14 protein-coding genes and 2 pseudogenes are annotated in these 19,099 nt (G+C 65.8%); 8 read left to right on the top strand and 8 right to left on the bottom strand.

Annotated features, from left to right (window positions below; translation table 11 throughout):
* Nucleotides 1–22: 22 nt before the first annotated feature.
* The 3 genes and pseudogenes from OKW38_RS38525 to OKW38_RS38515 all read right to left on the bottom strand — a co-directional run bounded on the left by OKW38_RS38525 (nucleotide 23) and on the right by OKW38_RS38515 (nucleotide 4,808).
* Nucleotides 23–2,675 (bottom strand): annotated as a pseudogene (locus OKW38_RS38525) (mechanosensitive ion channel domain-containing protein).
* Nucleotides 2,676–3,091: 416 nt separating this feature from the next.
* Nucleotides 3,092–4,519 (bottom strand): sigma 54-interacting transcriptional regulator, encoded by a 1,428-nt coding sequence (locus tag OKW38_RS38520; RefSeq protein ID WP_429365524.1) that lies wholly within the window; start codon nucleotides 4,517–4,519, stop codon nucleotides 3,092–3,094.
* A gap of 19 nt (nucleotides 4,520–4,538) precedes the next feature.
* Complete coding sequence (locus OKW38_RS38515; RefSeq protein ID WP_143037282.1) at nucleotides 4,539–4,808, bottom strand: hypothetical protein; 270 nt, start codon at nucleotides 4,806–4,808, stop codon at nucleotides 4,539–4,541.
* A 1,036-nt stretch (nucleotides 4,809–5,844) separates the two neighbouring features.
* On the opposite strand from OKW38_RS38515, the gene OKW38_RS38510 reads away from it, so the two are divergent.
* From OKW38_RS38510 to OKW38_RS38500, 3 genes are all read left to right on the top strand, one after another.
* A complete protein-coding gene (locus OKW38_RS38510; RefSeq protein ID WP_429365523.1) occupies nucleotides 5,845–6,114 on the top strand; it encodes a hypothetical protein in 270 nt (89 codons plus the stop codon).
* 181 nt (nucleotides 6,115–6,295) lie between these two features.
* On the top strand, nucleotides 6,296–7,498 hold the full coding sequence (locus tag OKW38_RS38505) for an AAA family ATPase (RefSeq protein ID WP_429365522.1): 1,203 nt from the start codon (nucleotides 6,296–6,298) through the stop codon (nucleotides 7,496–7,498).
* A gap of 291 nt (nucleotides 7,499–7,789) precedes the next feature.
* Nucleotides 7,790–9,229 (top strand): nicotinate phosphoribosyltransferase, encoded by a 1,440-nt coding sequence (locus tag OKW38_RS38500; RefSeq protein ID WP_429365521.1) that lies wholly within the window; start codon nucleotides 7,790–7,792, stop codon nucleotides 9,227–9,229.
* Nucleotides 9,230–9,370: 141 nt separating this feature from the next.
* On the opposite strand, the gene OKW38_RS38495 is transcribed toward OKW38_RS38500, so the two are convergent.
* A complete protein-coding gene (locus tag OKW38_RS38495) occupies nucleotides 9,371–9,883 on the bottom strand; it encodes a LysR substrate-binding domain-containing protein (RefSeq protein WP_429365520.1) in 513 nt (170 codons plus the stop codon).
* 176 nt (nucleotides 9,884–10,059) lie between these two features.
* Here OKW38_RS38495 and OKW38_RS38490 point away from each other — a divergent pair, with 176 nt between their 5' ends.
* Together OKW38_RS38490 and OKW38_RS38485 are read left to right on the top strand one after the other, a co-directional pair.
* Nucleotides 10,060–10,539: a nuclear transport factor 2 family protein gene (locus OKW38_RS38490; protein ID WP_429365519.1), complete on the top strand. Its 480-nt coding sequence runs from the start codon at nucleotides 10,060–10,062 to the stop codon at nucleotides 10,537–10,539.
* Nucleotides 10,540–10,548: 9 nt separating this feature from the next.
* Nucleotides 10,549–10,683, top strand: a pseudogene (locus tag OKW38_RS38485) (2-oxoglutarate-dependent dioxygenase); the annotation flags it as partial.
* 39 nt (nucleotides 10,684–10,722) lie between these two features.
* On the opposite strand, the gene OKW38_RS38480 reads toward OKW38_RS38485, so the two are convergent.
* From OKW38_RS38480 to OKW38_RS38470, 3 genes are all read right to left on the bottom strand, one after another.
* A complete protein-coding gene (locus OKW38_RS38480; protein ID WP_429365518.1) occupies nucleotides 10,723–11,160 on the bottom strand; it encodes a GNAT family N-acetyltransferase in 438 nt (145 codons plus the stop codon).
* A 40-nt stretch (nucleotides 11,161–11,200) separates the two neighbouring features.
* Nucleotides 11,201–12,634, bottom strand: a complete 1,434-nt coding sequence (locus OKW38_RS38475) for an MFS transporter (protein ID WP_429365517.1) — start codon at nucleotides 12,632–12,634, stop codon at nucleotides 11,201–11,203.
* Nucleotides 12,635–12,905: 271 nt separating this feature from the next.
* Nucleotides 12,906–13,790: an isocitrate lyase/PEP mutase family protein gene (locus tag OKW38_RS38470; RefSeq protein ID WP_090810512.1), complete on the bottom strand. Its 885-nt coding sequence runs from the start codon at nucleotides 13,788–13,790 to the stop codon at nucleotides 12,906–12,908.
* Nucleotides 13,791–13,990: 200 nt separating this feature from the next.
* Between OKW38_RS38470 and prpR the strand changes: the two genes are divergently transcribed.
* The 3 genes from prpR to ahpF all read left to right on the top strand — a co-directional run bounded on the left by prpR (nucleotide 13,991) and on the right by ahpF (nucleotide 18,495).
* Nucleotides 13,991–16,012, top strand: a complete 2,022-nt coding sequence (gene prpR, locus OKW38_RS38465; RefSeq protein WP_429365516.1) for a propionate catabolism operon regulatory protein PrpR — start codon at nucleotides 13,991–13,993, stop codon at nucleotides 16,010–16,012.
* A 148-nt stretch (nucleotides 16,013–16,160) separates the two neighbouring features.
* Nucleotides 16,161–16,724, top strand: coding sequence for an alkyl hydroperoxide reductase subunit C (gene ahpC, locus OKW38_RS38460; protein WP_090809789.1), 564 nt, complete (start codon nucleotides 16,161–16,163; stop codon nucleotides 16,722–16,724).
* Between the two features lie 172 nt (nucleotides 16,725–16,896).
* Nucleotides 16,897–18,495: an alkyl hydroperoxide reductase subunit F gene (gene ahpF, locus OKW38_RS38455; RefSeq protein ID WP_090809791.1), complete on the top strand. Its 1,599-nt coding sequence runs from the start codon at nucleotides 16,897–16,899 to the stop codon at nucleotides 18,493–18,495.
* Nucleotides 18,496–18,606: 111 nt separating this feature from the next.
* On the opposite strand, the gene OKW38_RS38450 is transcribed toward ahpF, so the two are convergent.
* Entirely contained in the window at nucleotides 18,607–19,020 is a 414-nt protein-coding gene (locus OKW38_RS38450) for a DoxX family protein (protein ID WP_090809793.1), read from the bottom strand.
* Between the last annotated feature and the right edge of the window lie 79 nt (nucleotides 19,021–19,099).

Below are 19,099 nucleotides of genomic sequence, written 5' to 3'. Positions count from 1 at the left end.
GAACCTTTACGCGCGCGACGCGTCACGCGTGCGGCGAGGTCGAGCCCGGATTGCCGGGCGTGCCAGGGCCGCCGGCCGGGCTCGGATCAACCGGGATCTGGTCGTCGAGCGGCGCGTCGGCCTTGTGCGGAGCGTGACCGTCCCCCGCGGCGTCGCCGTCCGGCCGGTTGCCATGGCGTTCGCGCGGCGGGGCCGTATCGAACCTGGCCTTGCTCGCCGGGTCCCACGTGAGCAGATGACGCTGCGGATTCGCGATCTCGATGCCGAGTTCGCTGAAGCGCTCGAGGATGCGTCGGTTGAATTCGCGTTGCACGCCCCAGCGCGACGTATCGCGGCATTGCATCTGGCCGGCCAGCGTGATCGCCGAACCGTCGACCGCATCGACGCCCCAGAACGAGAAGTCCGCCAGGATGCCGTCCTTGAAGTTGTCGTCCGTGCGCAGCGATGCGCCGATTTCCTTCAGCGTCTCGATCGCGCGCTCGACGTCCTGGCCGAACACGATATTCACGCGCACCGCCGCGTTGCCGATGCCGCGATTCGTGTTGTTCACGGTCGACACCGAGCTGAACGGCACCGTAAACAGCGAGCCGTCGCCGCCGCGCAGCCGCACCGTGCGAATCGACAGATATTCGACGGTGCCCGACACGCCCGCGAGCGTGACCCAGTCGCCGACCTGCATTGCGTTTTCCATCAGCAGAAAGATGCCGGTGATGAAGTCCTGCACGAGCTTCTGCGAGCCGAAGCCGAGCGCGACGCCGAAGATGCTCGCGCCCGCGAGCAGCGGGCCGATGTTCACGCCGAGTTGGCTCAGGCCGGTCAGCACGACGACGAGCGCGATCACGCAGAACAGCGCGGTGCGCAGCATCGGCATCAAGGTGCGCAGACGCGCGGCGCGCACCAGATCGCCGCTGCTCGTCCAGTTATCGAGGCGACGTTCGGCCGACACGTTGACGATCTCCCACACCACCAGCGCGATGATCGCGGCGACGGCGATCGTCGCGAGCGCCGAGGCGAGCCGGTGGCCGATCGTGCCGCTGCGGAACAGATCGACGACGTCGACGCCCCACGCCTGCAACAGCACCAGCGCGGTGACGCTGCCGATGATCCAGCCGATCACTCGCCGCAGCGCCGGATAGTATCGGTAGGCGTGCTGATGCACGAGCGAGTGTGACGCCTCGTCCTGCACATGGAAGATGCGCGCGAGCGCGCCGAAGATCACGATCGACACGAGCCGCGCGCCGATCAGTATCGCGAGCGTCATGCCGCCGATATTCACGAGCGCGTGATAGCCGTTCCGTACGTCGAAAGCCCACACGAACCACAGGCCCATCACGATGACCACGGTCACCACGGCCCACGCGTCCGCGAACGCGTTGCCGAACATCTCCAACGACTCGTGAGCGGCGAAGCGATTGCGGATCCGGTTGGCGACCGGTTTCGCGCAGCGCAGCACGAGGATCGAGATCATCACGTGACCGGCGAGTGCGACCACTTTCAGCAGCGCGAGATGCGCGGCGTCGTTCATGCCAAGCGCCTGCGCGACTTCGGCTAGCGCGACGCCGGCGCCGACCACGCTGACGATTCGCACGATCCAGCCGAGCACGAACGCGGCCCACGCATCGCCCATGCGCAGCAGCCGCAGACGCGGTGCGCTCGGCTGCAGGAAGAACGCGCCGACGATCACGACGCAGCGGCACACCACATAGACGTCGATCAGCGAATCGAGCGCACGATCCTGCGGCGTGCCGTTGCCGGCGAAGATCGACATCAGCGCGCTCGCCGCGCCGAGGAACACCGCGATCGGCACGAGCCGCGCCAGCGTGATCAGCAACGCGCGCGGCAGACGTTGCAGCAGCGTCCAGTGGTGCGTCGCGTTGCGCTTGCCTTCGGCTTCGATGGCGCGGCCTTTGGCGGATGGCGTCGCGTACGGCGCGGCCGGGCCAGTCGCGACGGCTTGCGCCTGCGCTTCGAGCACTGACGGCGCCGATGACAGCGGGGGCAGCGGCGGCGTGCTGGTGGGCGGATGACCTGCCGGCGCGGCGCCGGAGGCGTGCGCGGGCGGCGGTGAGTTGTCGTTGTCATTCTGCAGCGCGGCTTCGCGGCGCGCGGCGATTGCCCGATAGACGCGCCGCAGCAGCCGCCGCGCCAGCCATTCGAGCACCAGAGCGGGGATCAGCGCGGCCAGCAGCGACCACAGCACCTCGAACAGCACCGCGCGCGCGTGCGGATTGGCGAACTGCCAGTTCCACCATGCGCGCACCGACGCGACGTCGAGCAGCGCGGCGATCGAGCCGCGCAGCGAGGTCGCGAGATGGCCGGCGTAATGCGCGCCCTCGCGCGCGAGTTGCGAGGCGAGGCCATTGGATTTGAACGCGTCCGGCACGAGCGCGGCTGCGCCGCTTGCGGCGGCGGGCGCCGACGCCGGCGCGGATGCGGGCGGCGCGCTCAACGCGCCGGCCGCGGCGATCGCTTGCAGCGTATCGGCGACTTGCGCGCGGCGTTTGGGGTCGTTCAGGACAGCGAGCGCGTCGCGGGCCTGCTGAGGTGTCAGCGCGACGGCGGCGGAAGCGGGTGTCGCGGGCGTGGGATGGGCAGGCTCAGGCGCGGCGCGCGAAGACGGGCGCCGCGCCTGCGAGCAGAAAAATGAAAAAACAGATACGCAGAAATTTTTGCATAGGGTGTAAAGCGGGATGAAGCCAGTGCGGACGATTGTGCCGGAATATGGGCTGTTTCAGCGGGGTGACCCGGGACCGACACGGGGCGGGGCGCTGAAGTTCCTGCGGCGGAGGCCCGCCGGACGGGCGAAAGCGCCGCGAGAGCGGCGCCCGTCGGGCGGGGCGTTGACCCGACAGGATAGCCGATGATGGCCGGCAGGCCTGTCGAAGGCAGCAGAAAGCTTGCCCGGAAAGCCCCGTGGGCGGGGCGGCGCAGGAGGTAGGAGGCCGCTTGCCGGGTGGCCATGCTGGCGGCGGCGCGAGGATGTTCTCGACGACCACGCTACGTGCGGGCAGAGCGCGGAAAGCCGGGAATGCTCAATCGCCGTGACCGTGCGCTGCTAAGCGTTCACTACAAAAAACGCTTAAATCCGCGCTTATGCCACTGAAGAGGTCTGGCGCTCTGCTTCGTCATCGGCATGGGGGCCGCTGCTTGCGCCGCGTCCGGCCGGCTCCTGATGCAGCCGGTTCGCGTGCATCAGCCGGTACAGCGTCGCGCGCGAAATGCCGAGTTCGGCCGCCGCATCGGACAGCTTGTAGCCATGCCGCAGCAGCGCGTTCTCGATCGCATCCTTTTCGGCCTTGCTGCGGATTTCCGCCAGCGTGACCGCCGGGCCATTGTCAGCTTCGGGTAGACCGAGGTCGCTCGCGGTGATGAAGCGGCCCTCGCTCATCACGACCGCGCGGCGCACGCAGTTGATCAGCTCGCGCACGTTGCCGGGCCACGGATAGTTCGACATCGCGACGATCGCGTCGCTCGACAGGCCGCGCAGCTTGCGCGCGCCGTCCTGCTTGTACATGCTGAGCGCGTAATTGGCGAGTAGCTTGATGTCGCCGCCGCGCTCGCGCAATGGCGGCTCGACGAGGCGCAGCACGCACAGCCGGTGATAGAGGTCGGAACGGAAACGCCCGGCTTCGACGGCGCGCTCCAGATCGACGTGGGTGGCCGAGATCACGCGCACGTCGACGCTGATCGGACCGGTGCCGCCAAGCCGCTCGATCGTGCCTTCCTGCAGGAAGCGCAGCAGCACCGCCTGGCATTCGTGTGGCATGTCGCCGATTTCGTCGAGAAACAGCGTGCCTTCATGCGCGCTCTCGATCCGGCCGAGCTTGCGTTGCACCGCGCCGGTAAAAGCGCCGCGCTCGTGGCCGAACAGTTCGGCCTGCAACAGGCTCGGCGGAATCGCCGCGCAATTGATCGCGACGAACGTGCGGCCCGCGCGCGGCGAGCGGTCGTGAATAGCACGAGCGGTCAGCTCCTTGCCGGTGCCCGATTCGCCCGCGATGAACACCGGCGCATCGGTCACGCCGCATTTGTCGATGCGCCGGTAGAGCTGCTGCATTGGCTCGCATTGCCCGACCATGCCGTGGCGGCCGAGCGACGGCTCCGGCACGACGCGTGGCTGACGCAGGCTCGACAGCCCATGCGCGTGGCCGAGCGCAAACATGAGCCGCTCGTTGAGCCACGGCTGCGTGACGAAGTCGAAGCAGTAATCGAGGATGAAACGGCTGACCAGCTCGTTGTCGGCCTGGCCCGGCACGATCTGCGCGACCCAGTTGGTTTCGACGCGGCGCATGCACAGCGCGAGCGCGGACAACTGCTGTGACGTGCAATCTTCGGGCAACTGAACGAGACCGACCTTGATGTTGCCGCGTTCGATCATGCGTTCCGCCACGGCCGTGCTTTTTGCGTGCACGGCTTGCCATCCCGACGCGGCCAGAAACTCGACGAGTTTCTGGTCGGGCGTGTTCGCCACGTACAGAACCGTGCGTTCCATATCGGCCGGCGTGCAAGTCGTAGTCATGGTTCCCCCTGTTCGATCCTCAGGACTGCCGTGCGACGTTGTGAGATTCAGGCGGCCAGTTGCTGCACTCCGGCTGCGACGCATTCACGACAGCAGCAATCACGAACAAGGGACACGCTTCAAGCGCGGCGCGAACCGGAACGCGCTGCATGGCGGACCGATTCATGCAATGGCGGCGACCTTGTCGTTCATTGCTGAAACTGCCCGGCGATTTTTTCCCCGAACCGTGAAAACCACTTGAACCGTGGCTTGCCTCGTTGACCTGATAGAAGCGCTCTGATTGGCGCATGGCCTAACGATAAGCGAAAGCGCCTGAAAGCGCCAGACAAAGAAACATGGATGAAGAATGCGGATTGGATTTTCGGATTAACACGGATCACTAATGAATAAGCGGTCAAGGCCGGTTATGCGCGCAATCGCACATTGCGTGGCAATTGCCCTGGTATTAAGGCGTGACTAAAACGGACGGGGCGCGAGCAGTCATGTTTCACAGTTGCGACAGATTGGACAGCGCGAGTCGAATGCGCTTTGCCGCGCCGGGTGGGGCGCTTTGCCAACCGGAAGGAGCGGCGAAGCCACGTGCGGCCGGCCCCGCGGCCTGTCAGCAGGCTGGCGAGACGGAGCGGGAGGCGCGCTTTGCGGCCAGCGCGCGGCGATTTTGGCGTGTCAGAAACGAATCAATGCGCGCCACGCCAAAAATCGGGCCGGTTCGCACTGCGTCAAAAGCAAACCGATTTCTCGACAGAGTGAAGCTTTGGCGGGCGCCTTACAAATTCGAACGCGTGTTGGCATAACCGTTGCAATAAGGTCTGCACAGAAAAATGTTTTGCCGCCAGGTCGACGGTACGGGGAAAACCGGATTAAAAAAGACCGGCGGTAAAAAAGTCACTCGCAGACATGGTCGGGGAAGCCATCGGGTGTTTGCGGGAGCGCGGCGGGGCCTTCTAAATACGTTAGCAAACGGGTGAGTGGCGGACCGGTTTGGCGGCCATTCAAAACCGGACGAAAAAAGGGCAACGACTTCGCCGTTTTTCCTTTTCGACTTTTTGTCCTCACGACGCGAAAAGGGTGGCGATAACGACAGGCAACGCGCTGGCAACGTTCGCGAGCGACGCGCCGCAAAGGGAAGGGGCAGCGCCGGAGCAGGACCGGCCGGCGCGACGAAGCGGGGAGAGACGCTAGTCTCCACAGAGAGACGAATGTACGAGGTGAACCAGGGGCCGTGTCCGTGGGTTGGCACGGGCACGGCGACCTGGCCCAACGGCCGGGGCGCTGAGACCAGACGGCGTGACCTGGCGCAAATCTGCTCGACATCGGGGACTGACATGAAACCACAAGTGATTCGCAGGCCGGCCGCTTCGGGAGGAACCAGAAGCACTTACCGGCGGTATGTCGCGGCATCGCGAGCGCGCTTTTTCGCGCAGGCGGCGGGCTCGTCGATCGATCTGCTGACGCTCGTCGTCGCCGAGGCGCTCGAGCGCCGAGCGCAAGCCGAGATCCGCCGCGACCTGCTGCGCGACGCGCTGTACGCCATGCCGGTGCGCGCTGAACGCAGCGCGCCGCATCGGCGCGACGACGATGAAACCGACGTCTGACGCTTGCCGCTCGTCGGCTCGCAGCGACCGCGCAGGAATTCGATAACACCGTTTGCCGGCCCATGGTTTTCACGGACGAGCGTCGCGGTAAGGAACTCGCGCCGAAGTCTGCGTCGTCAATCGTGAACAGACGACTGGAATAAAAGCCCGCGCATGACGCGCCACGCGCCGCAGAGCTGCCATGATCGACATCTTCCTGATTGCCGCGAGCATCGAAAACGCGCAGCGAATCGTCGTGCGGCTCGAAGAGAGCGGCGTGCGTTACCGGCTGCACACCGCGTTCGGCCCGGCCCGGCAACTGCCGATGCACGCGCGCGTGGTCCGCGGCGCCGACCTGCTGATCGTCGACGACGCCAATCTGAGCGTGGGCGGACTAGACGGCATCGAGGAGACGCTCGCCTGCGCGCCGACGCTCCATTGCATGCTGGTGACGCCGGCACCGTCCACCGCGCTGATCGGCGCGGCGCTGCGCGTCGGCGTGCGCCAGGTGCTGTCGTGGCCGCTCGATCGTCAGGCCGTCGTCGATGCGCTTGCGCAGATCGAAGCGCGGCGCCGCGAGCCCGGGCGGCGCCACGCGCGCGTGGTCACCCTGGCGTCGAGCAAGGGCGGTAGCGGCACCACGCTGATCGCGGTCAACCTCGCGTGCGCGCTCGCCGCGCGGCGTGAGCGGCGCGTGCTGCTGATCGACCTGAGCCAGCAATTCGCCGACGCGAGCCTGCTGATGGCGAATCGCCCCCCGCCCATGACGCTCGTCGATCTGTGCTCGCGCAACGAGCAACTCGACCCGGCGCTGTTCGACGCGTGCGCAATGCACGTGTGCCCGAACCTGGATCTGCTCGCCGGCGCCGGCGATCCGTTGAAGGCCGCCGAACTGCTGCCCGGTCAGTTGGACCGGATTCTGACGCTGGTGCGCGAGCGCTACGACGCGGTGCTGATCGACGTCGGCCCGAGCCTGAATCCGTCGACGATCCGCGCGCTCGCGCATAGCGACGCGATCTGCATGGTGGTGCGGCAGAACCCGCTGTACCTGCATGGCGCGCGCCGCATGCTCGATATCTTTCGCGAACTGGGGCATCCGTCCAGCAAGGTGCGGGTCGTCGTCAACCAGTACGACAAGGACGCGCAGATCAATCTGCCGATGCTCGAACGCACGCTCGGCGCGAGGGTCGCGCATCAACTGCCGCGCGACGATCAGCACGTCAACGATGCGCTCAGCCGCGGCGTGCCGCTCGTCGCGTGCGCGCGCGACAGCGGGCTCGCGCAAGGTATCGTGCTGCTCGCGAACATGCTGTGGCCCGCGAGTGCGGAGCGCCGCAGGAGCATGCTCGGCAGGTTGCTCGCGACGTGGCCGAATCTGCCGCCGCAATTGAAGCCGGGGGGCTAGGACGACGTCTACTCGCTGCTCGAGCCCGGTCTTCTGCTGGTGAACCTCGAGATCCGGAGGATGATTGTCTGCGGCTGGAGTTGGCGCTGCGGGCCAGACTCATCCTGCGCGAAGAGAAGCTGCAGTCCGACGACGAGCGCTATCGCGCATACCGTAGTAAGGTGAGATACAGGGTCATCCCCGGCATAGTCTGTAGGCGTAAAGCCGCGGCCTCAGAGTTTCGAAAGCGTCGGGCAGGCTCGCGCCGTCCGGTCACTCCAGCGAGAAAATCACGTGAGCGCAGCACCGTCCATGCAAAACGCGCAGGGTTTCAGCGACCTCGCGTCGATCCTGTCCAATCCGATTCTGAATACGGATTCGTACAAGGCATCGCACTATCTGCAATATCCGCCCGACGCGACGGCGATGTTCTCGTACATCGAATCGCGCGGCGGACGTTACGGCCGCACGCTGTTCTTCGGCTTGCAGATGCTGCTGAAGGAGTACCTGTGCCGGCCGGTTACCGGCGCGATGATCGACCAGGCGCGGACCTTCTTCAGCGCGCACGGCGAGCCGTTCAACGAGGCGGGCTGGCGCTACGTCGTGCAGCGATACGGCGGCCATCTGCCGGTGCGGATTCGCGCGGCGCCCGAAGGCTCGGTCGTGCCCACGCACAACGTGCTCCTCACCGTCGAATGCGACGATCCGCAGGTGTTCTGGCTCACGTCGTATCTGGAGACGATGCTGATGCGCGTGTGGTATCCGATCACGGTCGCGACGCAAAGCTGGCATCTGCGCCAGACGATCCGCGCGTATCTGCTGAAAAGCAGCGACGATCTCTCGCAGCTACCGTTCAAGCTGCATGATTTCGGCGCGCGCGGCGTGTCGAGCGCGGAGTCGGCGGCGATCGGCGGCGCGGCACATCTCGTCAGCTTCATGGGCTCGGATACGGTGCTCGGCGTGGTTGCGGCGAATCACTACTACCGCGACCGCATGGCCGCGTTCTCGGTGCCGGCGGCCGAGCACAGCACGATCACGTCGTGGGGCCGCGAGCGCGAAGTCGACGCGTATCGCAACATGATCGCCCGCTTCGGCAAGCCGGGCGCGATCGTTTCGGTGGTGTCCGACTCTTACGACCTGTTCGCCGCGCTGAACGCATGGGGCGGCGAGCTGAAGCAGGCCGTGCTCGATTCCGGCGGCATGCTCGTGATTCGCCCGGACTCCGGCGATCCGTGCACGATCGTCCTGCACACGCTGCGCTCGCTGGAGGCTTCGTTCGGGTCGCAGACCAACAGCAAGGGGCGGCGCGTGCTCGACCATGTGCGCGTGATTCAGGGTGACGGCGTGAACCCGGATTCGATCGTCGCGATCCTCGCCGCGATGGACGAGGCCGGCTTCGCCACCGACAACATCGTGTTCGGCATGGGCGGTGCGCTGTTGCAGCAGATCAACCGCGATACGCAGCGCTTCGCGATGAAGTGCTCGGCGATCCGGCTAGGCGACACGTGGCACGATGTGTCGAAGGATCCAGTCACGGATCACGCCAAGCGCTCGATGAAAGGCCGGCTCACCTTGCTGCGCCATCGCCGCACCGGCGAGTACCGGACGGTCACGTTGCCGATCGCGTGGAACGGGAGCACGGTGGAGGGCGAGTGGGACGAAGCGCTCGAGACGGTGTTCGATGCGGGCCGCTTGCTGGTCGATACGTCGCTGGCCGAGATTCGAGGCCGCGCCTATGCGGACGAAGGTTGATCCAGCTTTCTGACGCATCGGCATGGTCACGAGCGGGTGGGTCATCAGCGCCCAGTGCTGCATGAAGGGCAGACCTACCGCAATATCCGACAGGACGCCGACCCCCGATCAACGTAGCGACGCTGCCGTCAGCGTGAATGTTTACCATCGCGCGCGAAGCGCAGGAACGCCTTGACGGCGGGCTCTCGGTCGTGCCGACAGTTGCGAGGGCCGCACGCTGGCCGAGTCCGCGAGTGGCGAATCGGCTGGCAGCGCGAGCACGAAGCGGTCGCGATGCACGGTCGTGGCCTGAATGCCGGTTGCGAGCGGCATCGGCGGACGCACATAGGCCGCGTCGAGCAGTCCGTCGCCGAGCATCGCGGCGACCGCGTCCATCGGCACTTCGCGGATCGATACCTCGACGCCCGCATGCGTGCCACGAAAGCCGCCGACCACCTTCTGCAACACGCCCGCGTACGCGGCCGACGCCACATAGCCGATCTCGATGCGTCCCACCTCGCCGCGTCCGGCGAGCAACGCGCGCTGCGCGGCGCGCGCGAAATGCAGCTTCGCCGCGGGTTTTGCGGCGGCGCTGGGGGTAGCGGCGCTCGTCGCTGCGTCGGTGGTGGCGGTGGTGTGGAAGTTCGCCGGGCGGGCGGAGGTGGTGCGCTTCAAGGGAGCGATATCGGAAGGGCAAAAGCCGTCGTCGGCTCGCGCCGGCCCCCTTTCACGCCGTTTTCCGATATCGTGTGCGCCATCCCCGCCGCCTACCGCGCGCGGGCTGTTTTTCCGGAGCGCGGCGCGACGCTGCGCGTGCATGACGCGCTCCCGCAATACACCATACGACATCAATGAGCCACCCCAACACCGAGCTGATCGAACGTTTCTACACCGCCTTCCGGCAACGCGACGCCGAGACCATGGTCGCCTGTTATGCCGACGACGTCGTCTTCAGCGACCCCGCTTTCGGCGAGCTGGTCGGCGACGAAGCGCGCGACATGTGGCGCATGCTCGTCAAGCATGCGCAAGACTTCACGCTGAGCTTCAGCGACATCGAGGCGGACGACCATACCGGCCGCGCGCAGTGGGTGGCGCGCTACCGTTTCGTCCAGACGGGGCGCGACGTCGTGAACCGGATCGAGGCGCGTTTCGTGTTTCGCGATGGGCTTATCGTCGAGCATCGCGACCGCTTCGATCTGTGGCAGTGGATGCGCCAGGCGATGGGCGTGCGCGGCACGCTGTTCGGCTGGTCGCCGTTCGTGCAGCGGATGCTCAGGCAGCAGGCGCGCCGAGGGCTGCTGCACTATCGCGGGCAGTTGACGCGCGACTAGGTGCACGCGGGCGGCGCGGTGTATTTCCGCTGCATGAACGGCCAGCGCCAGCTCGATCCGTCGACTCTGCACGGCGGCGCGCCGGTGCTTGCCGGCGATAAGTGGATCATGACGAAATGGATGCGCGAGCGCGCGTGCGGCTGAGGCTGGGTCACATCAGTGGGAGGCGTGCCGAGGCGGGGCCTATTCGGCCGCTTTGTAAACATCCGGTCGATGCAGCTCCATATACCGCTCGGGGTTCTCGAGCGACGTGAACCCATGCGGCGCATAGACGTGATGCGCGTCGGTCGTGACCAACATGATTCTGCGCAGCGTGACGAGCGAAGGGCTCGCAAAGATATGTTTCATCAACGCCGACGCATAGCCCTGGCCGCGATACGCGGGCAGCACGAACACGTCGCATAGGTAGGCGAAGGTCGCCTCGTCGGTGACGAGGCGCGCGAACGACATCTGCTTGCCGTCGACAAACCCGCCGAAGCAGAGCGACCCGGCGACGGCGCGCTTGAAGGTCGCGCGTGGCATGCCTCGCGCCCACGGCGTTTCCTGCGACAGGAATGTGTAGACGAGCTCGAGGTCGAGATCGTCGATGCGGCTGGAAATCGTCAGTTCGCCTGCTTGCACGGCACGTCTCCTTTTGATCGCGCAGCGCTTGCTGCGTCCGCTAGCTCTTCGCCGGAGTTTCACCGCCGCGCGAACCCCCACCGATACTCTGCCCAGCATTGCGGGCGAGCCCCATATATCCAAGCACGGACAGCAGCGTCAGCACGCCCGCGAACAGGAACGCGAGGCGGAAATCGTCGAGCGTGAACACGTGGCCGGTCGTCTCGCCGTTGAACAGCGCCGCGACGCGCAGCGACACCGCGCCGAACGCGATGCCGAGACCGATCGTCATCTGCGCGGCCGCGCTCCACAGCGTACTCGCCGCGCTCATCTGCGGCTGCGGGATGTCGGCGTAGGCGAGCGTCGCGAGCGTCGAGAACTGCATCGAGCGCGCGACGCCGTACACGAACACGACGATCAGCACGAACACGAGCGGCACGTCCGGCGTCAGCAGTCCGCACGCGATGATGAAAATGCCGGCCACCGCCACATCGACGATCGACACCATCCGGAAGCCGTAGCGCTGCAGGATGCGCGTGGTCAGCGCCTTCATGCCGAGATTGCCGAGCGCGCTCGCGAGCAGCAGCAGCCCCGAGCGGAACGCCGACAGCCCGAAACCGACCTGGAACAGCAGCGGCATCAGATAGGGCACCGCGCCGATGCCAATGCGCGTGAACGAGCCGGTGATGACCGTCACGGAAAACGTCGGCACCTTCAGCGTCGATACGTCGACGAGCGGATACGGATGACGCTTCGCATGCTGGAACGCGAGCGCGCCGACCAGCAGACCGCCCGCCACGATCGAGACCGCGAGCCACGGATTGGTGGCCGCCTGGCTCGCGAGTTCTGCGCCGTACAGAATCGCGGTCAGCGCGACGCCGCTCAGCAGCAGGCCGACGACGTCGAGCGGCTTGCGTTCAGTGCCGCGCAGGTTCGGCACGATGGCGAGCGCGACGGCAATCGCCGCGAGGCCGAACGGCACGTTCAGCAGGAAGATCCAGCGCCACGACGCGTAGGTCGTGATGAAGCCGCCGATCGGCGGGCCGACCACCGGCGCCGCGATGGCCGGCCATGTGATCGTCGAGATCGCCTGCATCATGCGAGCTTTCTCGGTGCTGCGGACCACGATGAGACGGCCGACCGGCACCATCATCGCGCCGCCGATGCCTTGCAGCAGCCGTGCGGCCGTGAACTCGGGCACGTTCTGCGACAGTCCGCACAGCACCGACGCGACCGTGAACACGCCGATCGCGCTGACGAACACGGTGCGCGCGCCGCAGCGGTCGGCGACCCAGCCGCTCGCCGGGATGAAGATCGCGAGCGCGAGCATGTAGGCGGTCATGCCGAGACTCAGGCTGTTCGGGCCGACGCCGAACGAACGCGCCATCTGCGGCAGCGCGGTGGCGATCACCGTGGTGTCGAGGTACTCCATGAAGAAGGTAGCCGCGACGATGTACGGCAGCCAGCCGACGTGCGCGGTGCGGGTGCCGCTCATCGGGCGAGCTCCCGTGCTGCGCGCGTGCGCGCTGAAAGACAATTGACGAGCCCGCGCGGGGCGCGTGAAGAGTTTGACTTCATGGTGCTTGCGACTACCTTTCGTTTGCGTTTTTGTGCTTCTGCCGGCAGCCGGGAGAGCGGCCCCGCGGACGAGGCCGGCGCCGCGAACATCAGCGTGCCCGATTGCCAGCCCTGAATCCTAACGCAATAAAGGGTTCCACATCGCGCAGGCATGCAGCGCGTCGCACCGCCGCGCCGCCGCCCGAGCGTCAGTCCTTCCCCGCGTACTCCTTGTCCAGCCGGTCATACAGCGGCTTGTTGACGAGCCGCTGGCGCTCGCTGAACGGCGCGACGATCGTCGCGTCCTCGTCGAGGCGGCCGTTGCTTTGCAGCGTGCCGAGCGCGCGCTGCATGCCGAGCACCGCGCCCTGCAGCGCCGCATTAGCGTACAGCACGATGCCGTAGCCGAGCTTCGCGAGCGCGTCGCGCGACTGCACCGGCGTCTTGCCGCCGATCACGATGTTGATCAGCTGCGGCACATTGAACAGCCCCGGCAGACGCTCGATGTCGGCGAGCGATTCGGTCGCCTCGATGAACAGGATGTCGGCGCCCGCCTCGATGAAGCGATGACCGCGCTCGATCGCGTCCTCGATGCCGTGGACTGCGGCCGCGTCGGTGCGCGCCATGATCTGCAGGTTCGCGTCTTCGCGCGCGTCGACAGCCGCGCGGATCTTGCCGACCATCTCGCTCGCCGCGACGACTTCCTTGCCCGAGAAGTGGCCGCATTTTTTGGGCATCACCTGATCTTCGAACTGGATCACGTCGGCGCCGCTGCGCTCCAGCACGCGCACGGTCTGGCGCACGTTCAGCGCGTTGCCGAAGCCGGTGTCGGCATCGACGATCAGCGGCAGCGCGACCGCGTCGCGGATGCGCGCGGTGTGCTCTGCGACTTCGGCAAGGCCGATGAAGCCCAGGTCGGGTAGACCGAGCGACATGTTGGTGACGCCCGCGCCGGTGATGTAGACCGCCTCGAAACCGGCGTCCTCGATCACGCGCGCGCTCATCGCGTTGAACGCGCCGGGCACGAGCAGGCCCTGACGCTGATTGACTTTGGCGCGGAACGCGGCGCGGCGGGTGGCGGAAGTGGTGGTCATGATGCAGGTCTCCAGAAGGGAAATCGGTAAGGGAACGCGACCGACATTCTGCAGGAAGCGTGCCATTGAACGGCAGTTCGCCGGTCGTGCTGCTGGAACAAGGCTTTGCGCGAGATGAACTCCTGCCTGGACGTTCATGGCACAATCGGCGGAACGTTTCATGAAACGTTTCGAGAAACGTTTCAATCAAGGAGAGCCGCGTGTCCACGTTCACCCCATTTGTCGCCAATCCTGGCCCCGCCGTCGATGCCGGGCGGCCCGGTGTCGCACTCGTCAGTATCAGCCGACTGCAGTCGCTTTGCGAGACGGTGGCGCCGCGCTACGCGGGCCGGGCGAAGTTCTTCACGGTGCGGGAGGGCTACGGCGCGGCCGTCGCCGCGTTGCAGGCTTACGTGGACGCAGGTTCGGTCGACGTCGTACTGTCCGCCGGCTCGAACGGCGCGTACCTGCGCGAGAACCTCAGCGTGCCGGTGGTAATGGTCAAGGTGAATGGCTTCGACGTGCTGAGCGCGATCACGCGCGCGACCGCCACATGGCCGCAGGCGCGCATCGGACTCGTGCTGCACGAAGCAATCGCGCAGGAGCTGGCCGACCTGAGCCCGCTCTTGAACGTCGATCTGCGGCAGCGCGCGTATCGGTCGATCGACGAAGTGCGGCTCGCAGTCGATGAACTCGCCGGGCAGGGCTGCCGCGTGGTGGTCGGCGCTGGCATGGCCTGCGATCTGGCGCAGCAGGCCGGCATGGAAAGCGTGTTCCTGTATTCGCTTGCCGCGGTCGAGGAAGCGTTCGAGCGCTCGGTCGAACTGGCGCGGGTGAGCCGCCAGAAGGAATCGAAGCGGGTGCGCCTGAACACGATCGTCGCGCATCTGCGCGAGGGCGTCGCCGCGTTCGACGAAGCCGCCCAGCTCGAAGCCGTCAACCCGGCAATGCTCGAACTGCTTGGTCTAGGCGCCGCGCAGGCGGTCCCAAACGACGACGAGGACACCCCCGCGCGAGTGGCGCGCGCGCTCGCGCCGCTGCTGCGCGAGACGCGCGCCGCCGACCAGCCGGTCGACGAACGCATCGAACAGATCGGCGGCCGCGCGCTGATCGTCGGCTGTGTGCCGATCGTCGAGCAGGGCGCGCGCGCCGGTTTCGTCGTGACGGCGCAGGACGCGCTCGTTGCGCAGCGGATCGACCGTTCCCTGCGCACCAGCCAGCGGCCGAGGCATCTGGTCGCGCGGCACCGGCTCGACGATCTGATCGGCGCTTCGGCGGCGCTCGAGCGCGTGCGCCGGCTCGCGCGCGCCGGCGCCGCGCACGACGCGACCGTGCTCCTGAGTGGCGAAAGCGGCACCGGCAAGGAACTGGTCGCACAGGGCATCCACAACGCGAGCCGGCGGCGCGGCAATCCGTTCGTCGCGTTCAACTGCGCGGCGGTGCCCGAGGGGCTGATCGAAAGCGAACTGTTCGGACACGAGGAAGGGGCGTTCACGGGTGCGCGGCGCGGCGGCAAGCCGGGGTTGTTTGAAATCGCGCACACCGGCACTATTTTTCTCGATGAGATCGGCGAAATGCCGGCCGCGCTGCAAAGCCGGCTATTGCGCGTGCTGCAGGAGCGCGAGGTGATGAAGCTCGGCGCGGGCCGCGCGACGCCGGTCGACGTGAGGGTGATCGCTGCGACGCACCGTGATCTGCACGCGCTCGTCGAGGAGGGCGCGTTTCGCGCGGACCTGTATTTCAGATTAAATCTGCTTCAGATAAAATTGCCGCCGCTGCGCGAACGCCGTGCCGACATCGCGCCGCTGGCGCGGCACCTGCTGCAGCGCAGCGCGCTGCAGTACGGCTTGTCGGCGGCCGGGCTCGAGCGGGTGCTCGTGTTTCTCGCCCCGCTTTTTGCGGATTACGCGTGGCCCGGTAACGTCCGTGAACTGGAAAATCTCCTGGCCCGCGCGGCGATTTATATCGGTGAGCCAACCAACGAGATGTCCGGGAACTTGACTGCCGACGCCTTGCCAGACCGGCAGGCCGTGTTTCCCGAGTTCTTCCGGATCAGCGCGGTCGAGGTCGAGCAGATCACCCAGGCGCCTCCGGGCCCTGCGCCCGGCAGTACGGCGCCCCGCGCTACCCCCAGCCGTGAGGCTGCGCTGCGCGCTCTCGAACAATCGGGCGGCAATCGCGCCGCCGCGAGCCGAGCGCTCGGCATCGGCAGAACCACGCTGTGGCGGCTTCTGAAGGGCTGAAACGCCCGGCAAATCGTCCGATAGTTTCGACTGACGAAACGAATAGTGCGAAACTATCGAACCCATTAATACAATCTGCTTTACCTATTAATCGCACTCTGACATACTGGCTCCACTTTCCAACCCCCTCAAAGAGAGGATTTAGCAAATGCCGATCATCAACAGTCAAGTCAAACCGTTCAAAGCACAGGCTTTTCACAACGGCGATTTCCAGACCGTCACTGAAGAAAGCCTGAAGGGCAAGTGGTCGGTTTTCGTGTTCTACCCGGCCGACTTCACGTTCGTGTGCCCGACCGAACTCGGTGACCTGGCCGATCGTTATGAAGATTTCAAGAAGCTGGGCGTGGAAATCTACAGCGTGTCGACCGATACGCACTTCACGCACAAGGCCTGGCACGACACGTCGGATACGATCCGCAAGATCAAGTACCCGATGCTGGCTGACCCGACGCTCGCTATCTCGCGCAACTTCGACGTGCTGATCGAAGAAGAAGGCCTCGCGCTGCGTGGCACGTTCGTGATCAACCCGGAAGGCGAGATCAAGCTGTGCGAAATCCACGACAACGGCATCGGCCGTGACGCTGGCGAACTGCTGCGCAAGGTTCAGGCTGCTCAGTACATCGCCAAGCACCCGGGCGAAGTGTGCCCCGCCAAGTGGACGCCGGGCGCGCAAACGCTGACCCCGTCGCTCGACCTGATCGGCAAGATCTAAGGTCCGCGCAGCTCACGCTGCACCCGCAGTCTGCATCTGCGGGGATCTTCCCGGCGCTTCACCGCGCGAATCGCCTGATACGGCGCTTCGCGCGTCCCCGGGCCCAACACGTCCTATCCGGATGCGTGCGGCGCCGGGACACCCACACCCCTCGTCACGGAATCGCAACGCCATGCTCGACGTCAATCTCAAGACTCAACTGAAGTCGTACCTCGAAAAAGTTAGCAGGCCTATCGAGCTCGTCGCGTCGATCGATGACAGCGCGAAGTCCCAGGAGCTGCTGGCCCTGCTGAACGACATCGCGACCTTGTCGGAGCGCGTCACGGTGATCGAGCGTCGCGGCGACGACGAACGCAAGCCGTCGTTCTCGATTGGCGAAGCGGGCAAGGAAACCGGCATCCGTTTCGCCGGCATTCCGATGGGGCATGAATTCACGTCGCTCGTCCTCGCACTGCTGCAGGTCGGCGGCCATCCGGTCAAACTCGACGATGCGGTGATCGAACAGATCCGCAGCCTCGACGGCGACTATCAATTCGAAACGTATTTCTCGCTGTCGTGCCAGAACTGCCCGGAAGTCGTGCAGGCGCTGAACGTGATGGCGTTGATCAATCCGCGCATCCGTCACGTCGCGATCGACGGCGCGCTGTTCCAGAACGAAGTCGACGCGCGCCAGATCATGGCGGTACCGACGATGTTCCTGAACGGCGAAACCTTCGGCCAGGGCCGCAGCGGCGTGAAGGAAATCCTCGCGAAGCTCGATACCAACGCCGGTGCGCGCGCCGCGAAGCAACTGGAGAACAAGCCGGTGTTCGACACGCTGATCGTCGGCGGCGGCCCGGCGGGCGCGGCGGCGGCGATCTACTCGGCGCGCAAGGGCATTGCGACCGGTGTCGTGGCCGAGCGTTTTGGTGGCCAGGTGCTCGACACGCTGTCGATCGAGAACTTCGTCTCCGTGACCGAAACCGAAGGACCGAAGTTCGCGACCGCGCTCGAACAGCACGTGAAGACCTATGACGTCGACATCATGGACGTGCAGCGCGCCGAAGCGCTGATTCCTGGGCGCATCATCGAAGTACGTCTGGCCAACGGCGCGGTGCTGAAGGCGAAGACGATCATCCTCGCGACCGGTGCGCGCTGGCGCGAAATCAACGTGCCGGGCGAGCGCGAGTATCGCAATCATGGCGTCGCGTACTGCCCGCACTGCGATGGCCCGCTGTTCAAGGGCAAGCGCGTCGCGGTGATCGGCGGCGGCAACTCGGGCGTCGAGGCGGCGATCGACCTCGCGGGTCTCGTGCGCGAAGTGACGCTGCTCGAATTCGGTGCGACGCTGCGTGCCGACGAGGTGCTGCAACGCAAGCTGCGCAGCCTGCCGAACGTGACGGTCCTCACGCAGGCGCAGACCACGGAAATCACCGGCGACGGCAAGAAGGTCAACGGTCTGGTCTACAAGGACCTCGCATCGGGCGAAGTGAAGACGGTCGAACTCGAAGGCGTGTTCGTGCAGATCGGTCTCGTGCCGAACACCGAATGGCTGAAGGGCACGGTCGAGCTGTCGAAGCATGGCGAGATCGTCGTCGATGCGCGCGGCGCGACCTCGGTGCCGGGCGTGTTCGCCGCCGGCGACGTGACCACGGTGCCGTTCAAGCAGATCGTGATCGCGGTGGGCGAGGGCGCGAAGGCATCGCTGTCCGCATTCGATCACCTGATCCGCAACAGCGAAGAAGTCGCGGCGGTCAGCGAAGCGGAAGCGGAAGCCGAAGCAGCGGTTTGATTCGGTAGCTCAGAGAGGCAAACGGCGGCCCGCGGGCCGCCGTTTCAGTTTGCGCATGCAACAAGGCCCGCATTCGTGCGGGCCTTTTTCGTTAAAGCACGGGAATCGGTATCACCGCCGGTCGAACGAATACTTGCCGGGGCCGGTCACGCACAACAGCAGCAACCCGCCGATGATGCCGATGTTCTTGTAGAAATGAATCATATTGTCGTACTGCATCGCGCCGGTCATGTTCCAGTAGTGATGGCCGATGATCGCGGTGCCGAGCGTATACACCGCAAGCAGCAGCGCCAGCGGTCGCGTGAAAAATCCCACTAACAGCGCGACGCCCACCACAAGCTCCATCACCACCGCGATAACAGCCGAGAACGCCGGCACGGGCGCGCCGATCGACGTCATATAAGCGACGGTGCCGGCAAAGCCGGTCAGCTTCGACCAGCCGAACATCACGAACAGCACCATCAGCAGGATTCGAGCGACGAGAACGACGACGTCTTTCTGGTTTTCAAACAGTGTGTAGCGCATGATTTTTCCCGATAGGGTCGAGCGATGAAGCTCGCTGGAAATCGTCGTCCAGCGAGCCGCGTTCAGGTTTGAGTCAATA

The organism is Paraburkholderia sp. MM5496-R1, assembly GCF_050436205.1.
In the GTDB taxonomy this organism is placed as follows: domain Bacteria; phylum Pseudomonadota; class Gammaproteobacteria; order Burkholderiales; family Burkholderiaceae; genus Paraburkholderia; species Paraburkholderia tuberum.
This window is presented reverse-complemented; position numbering and strand designations above follow the sequence as displayed.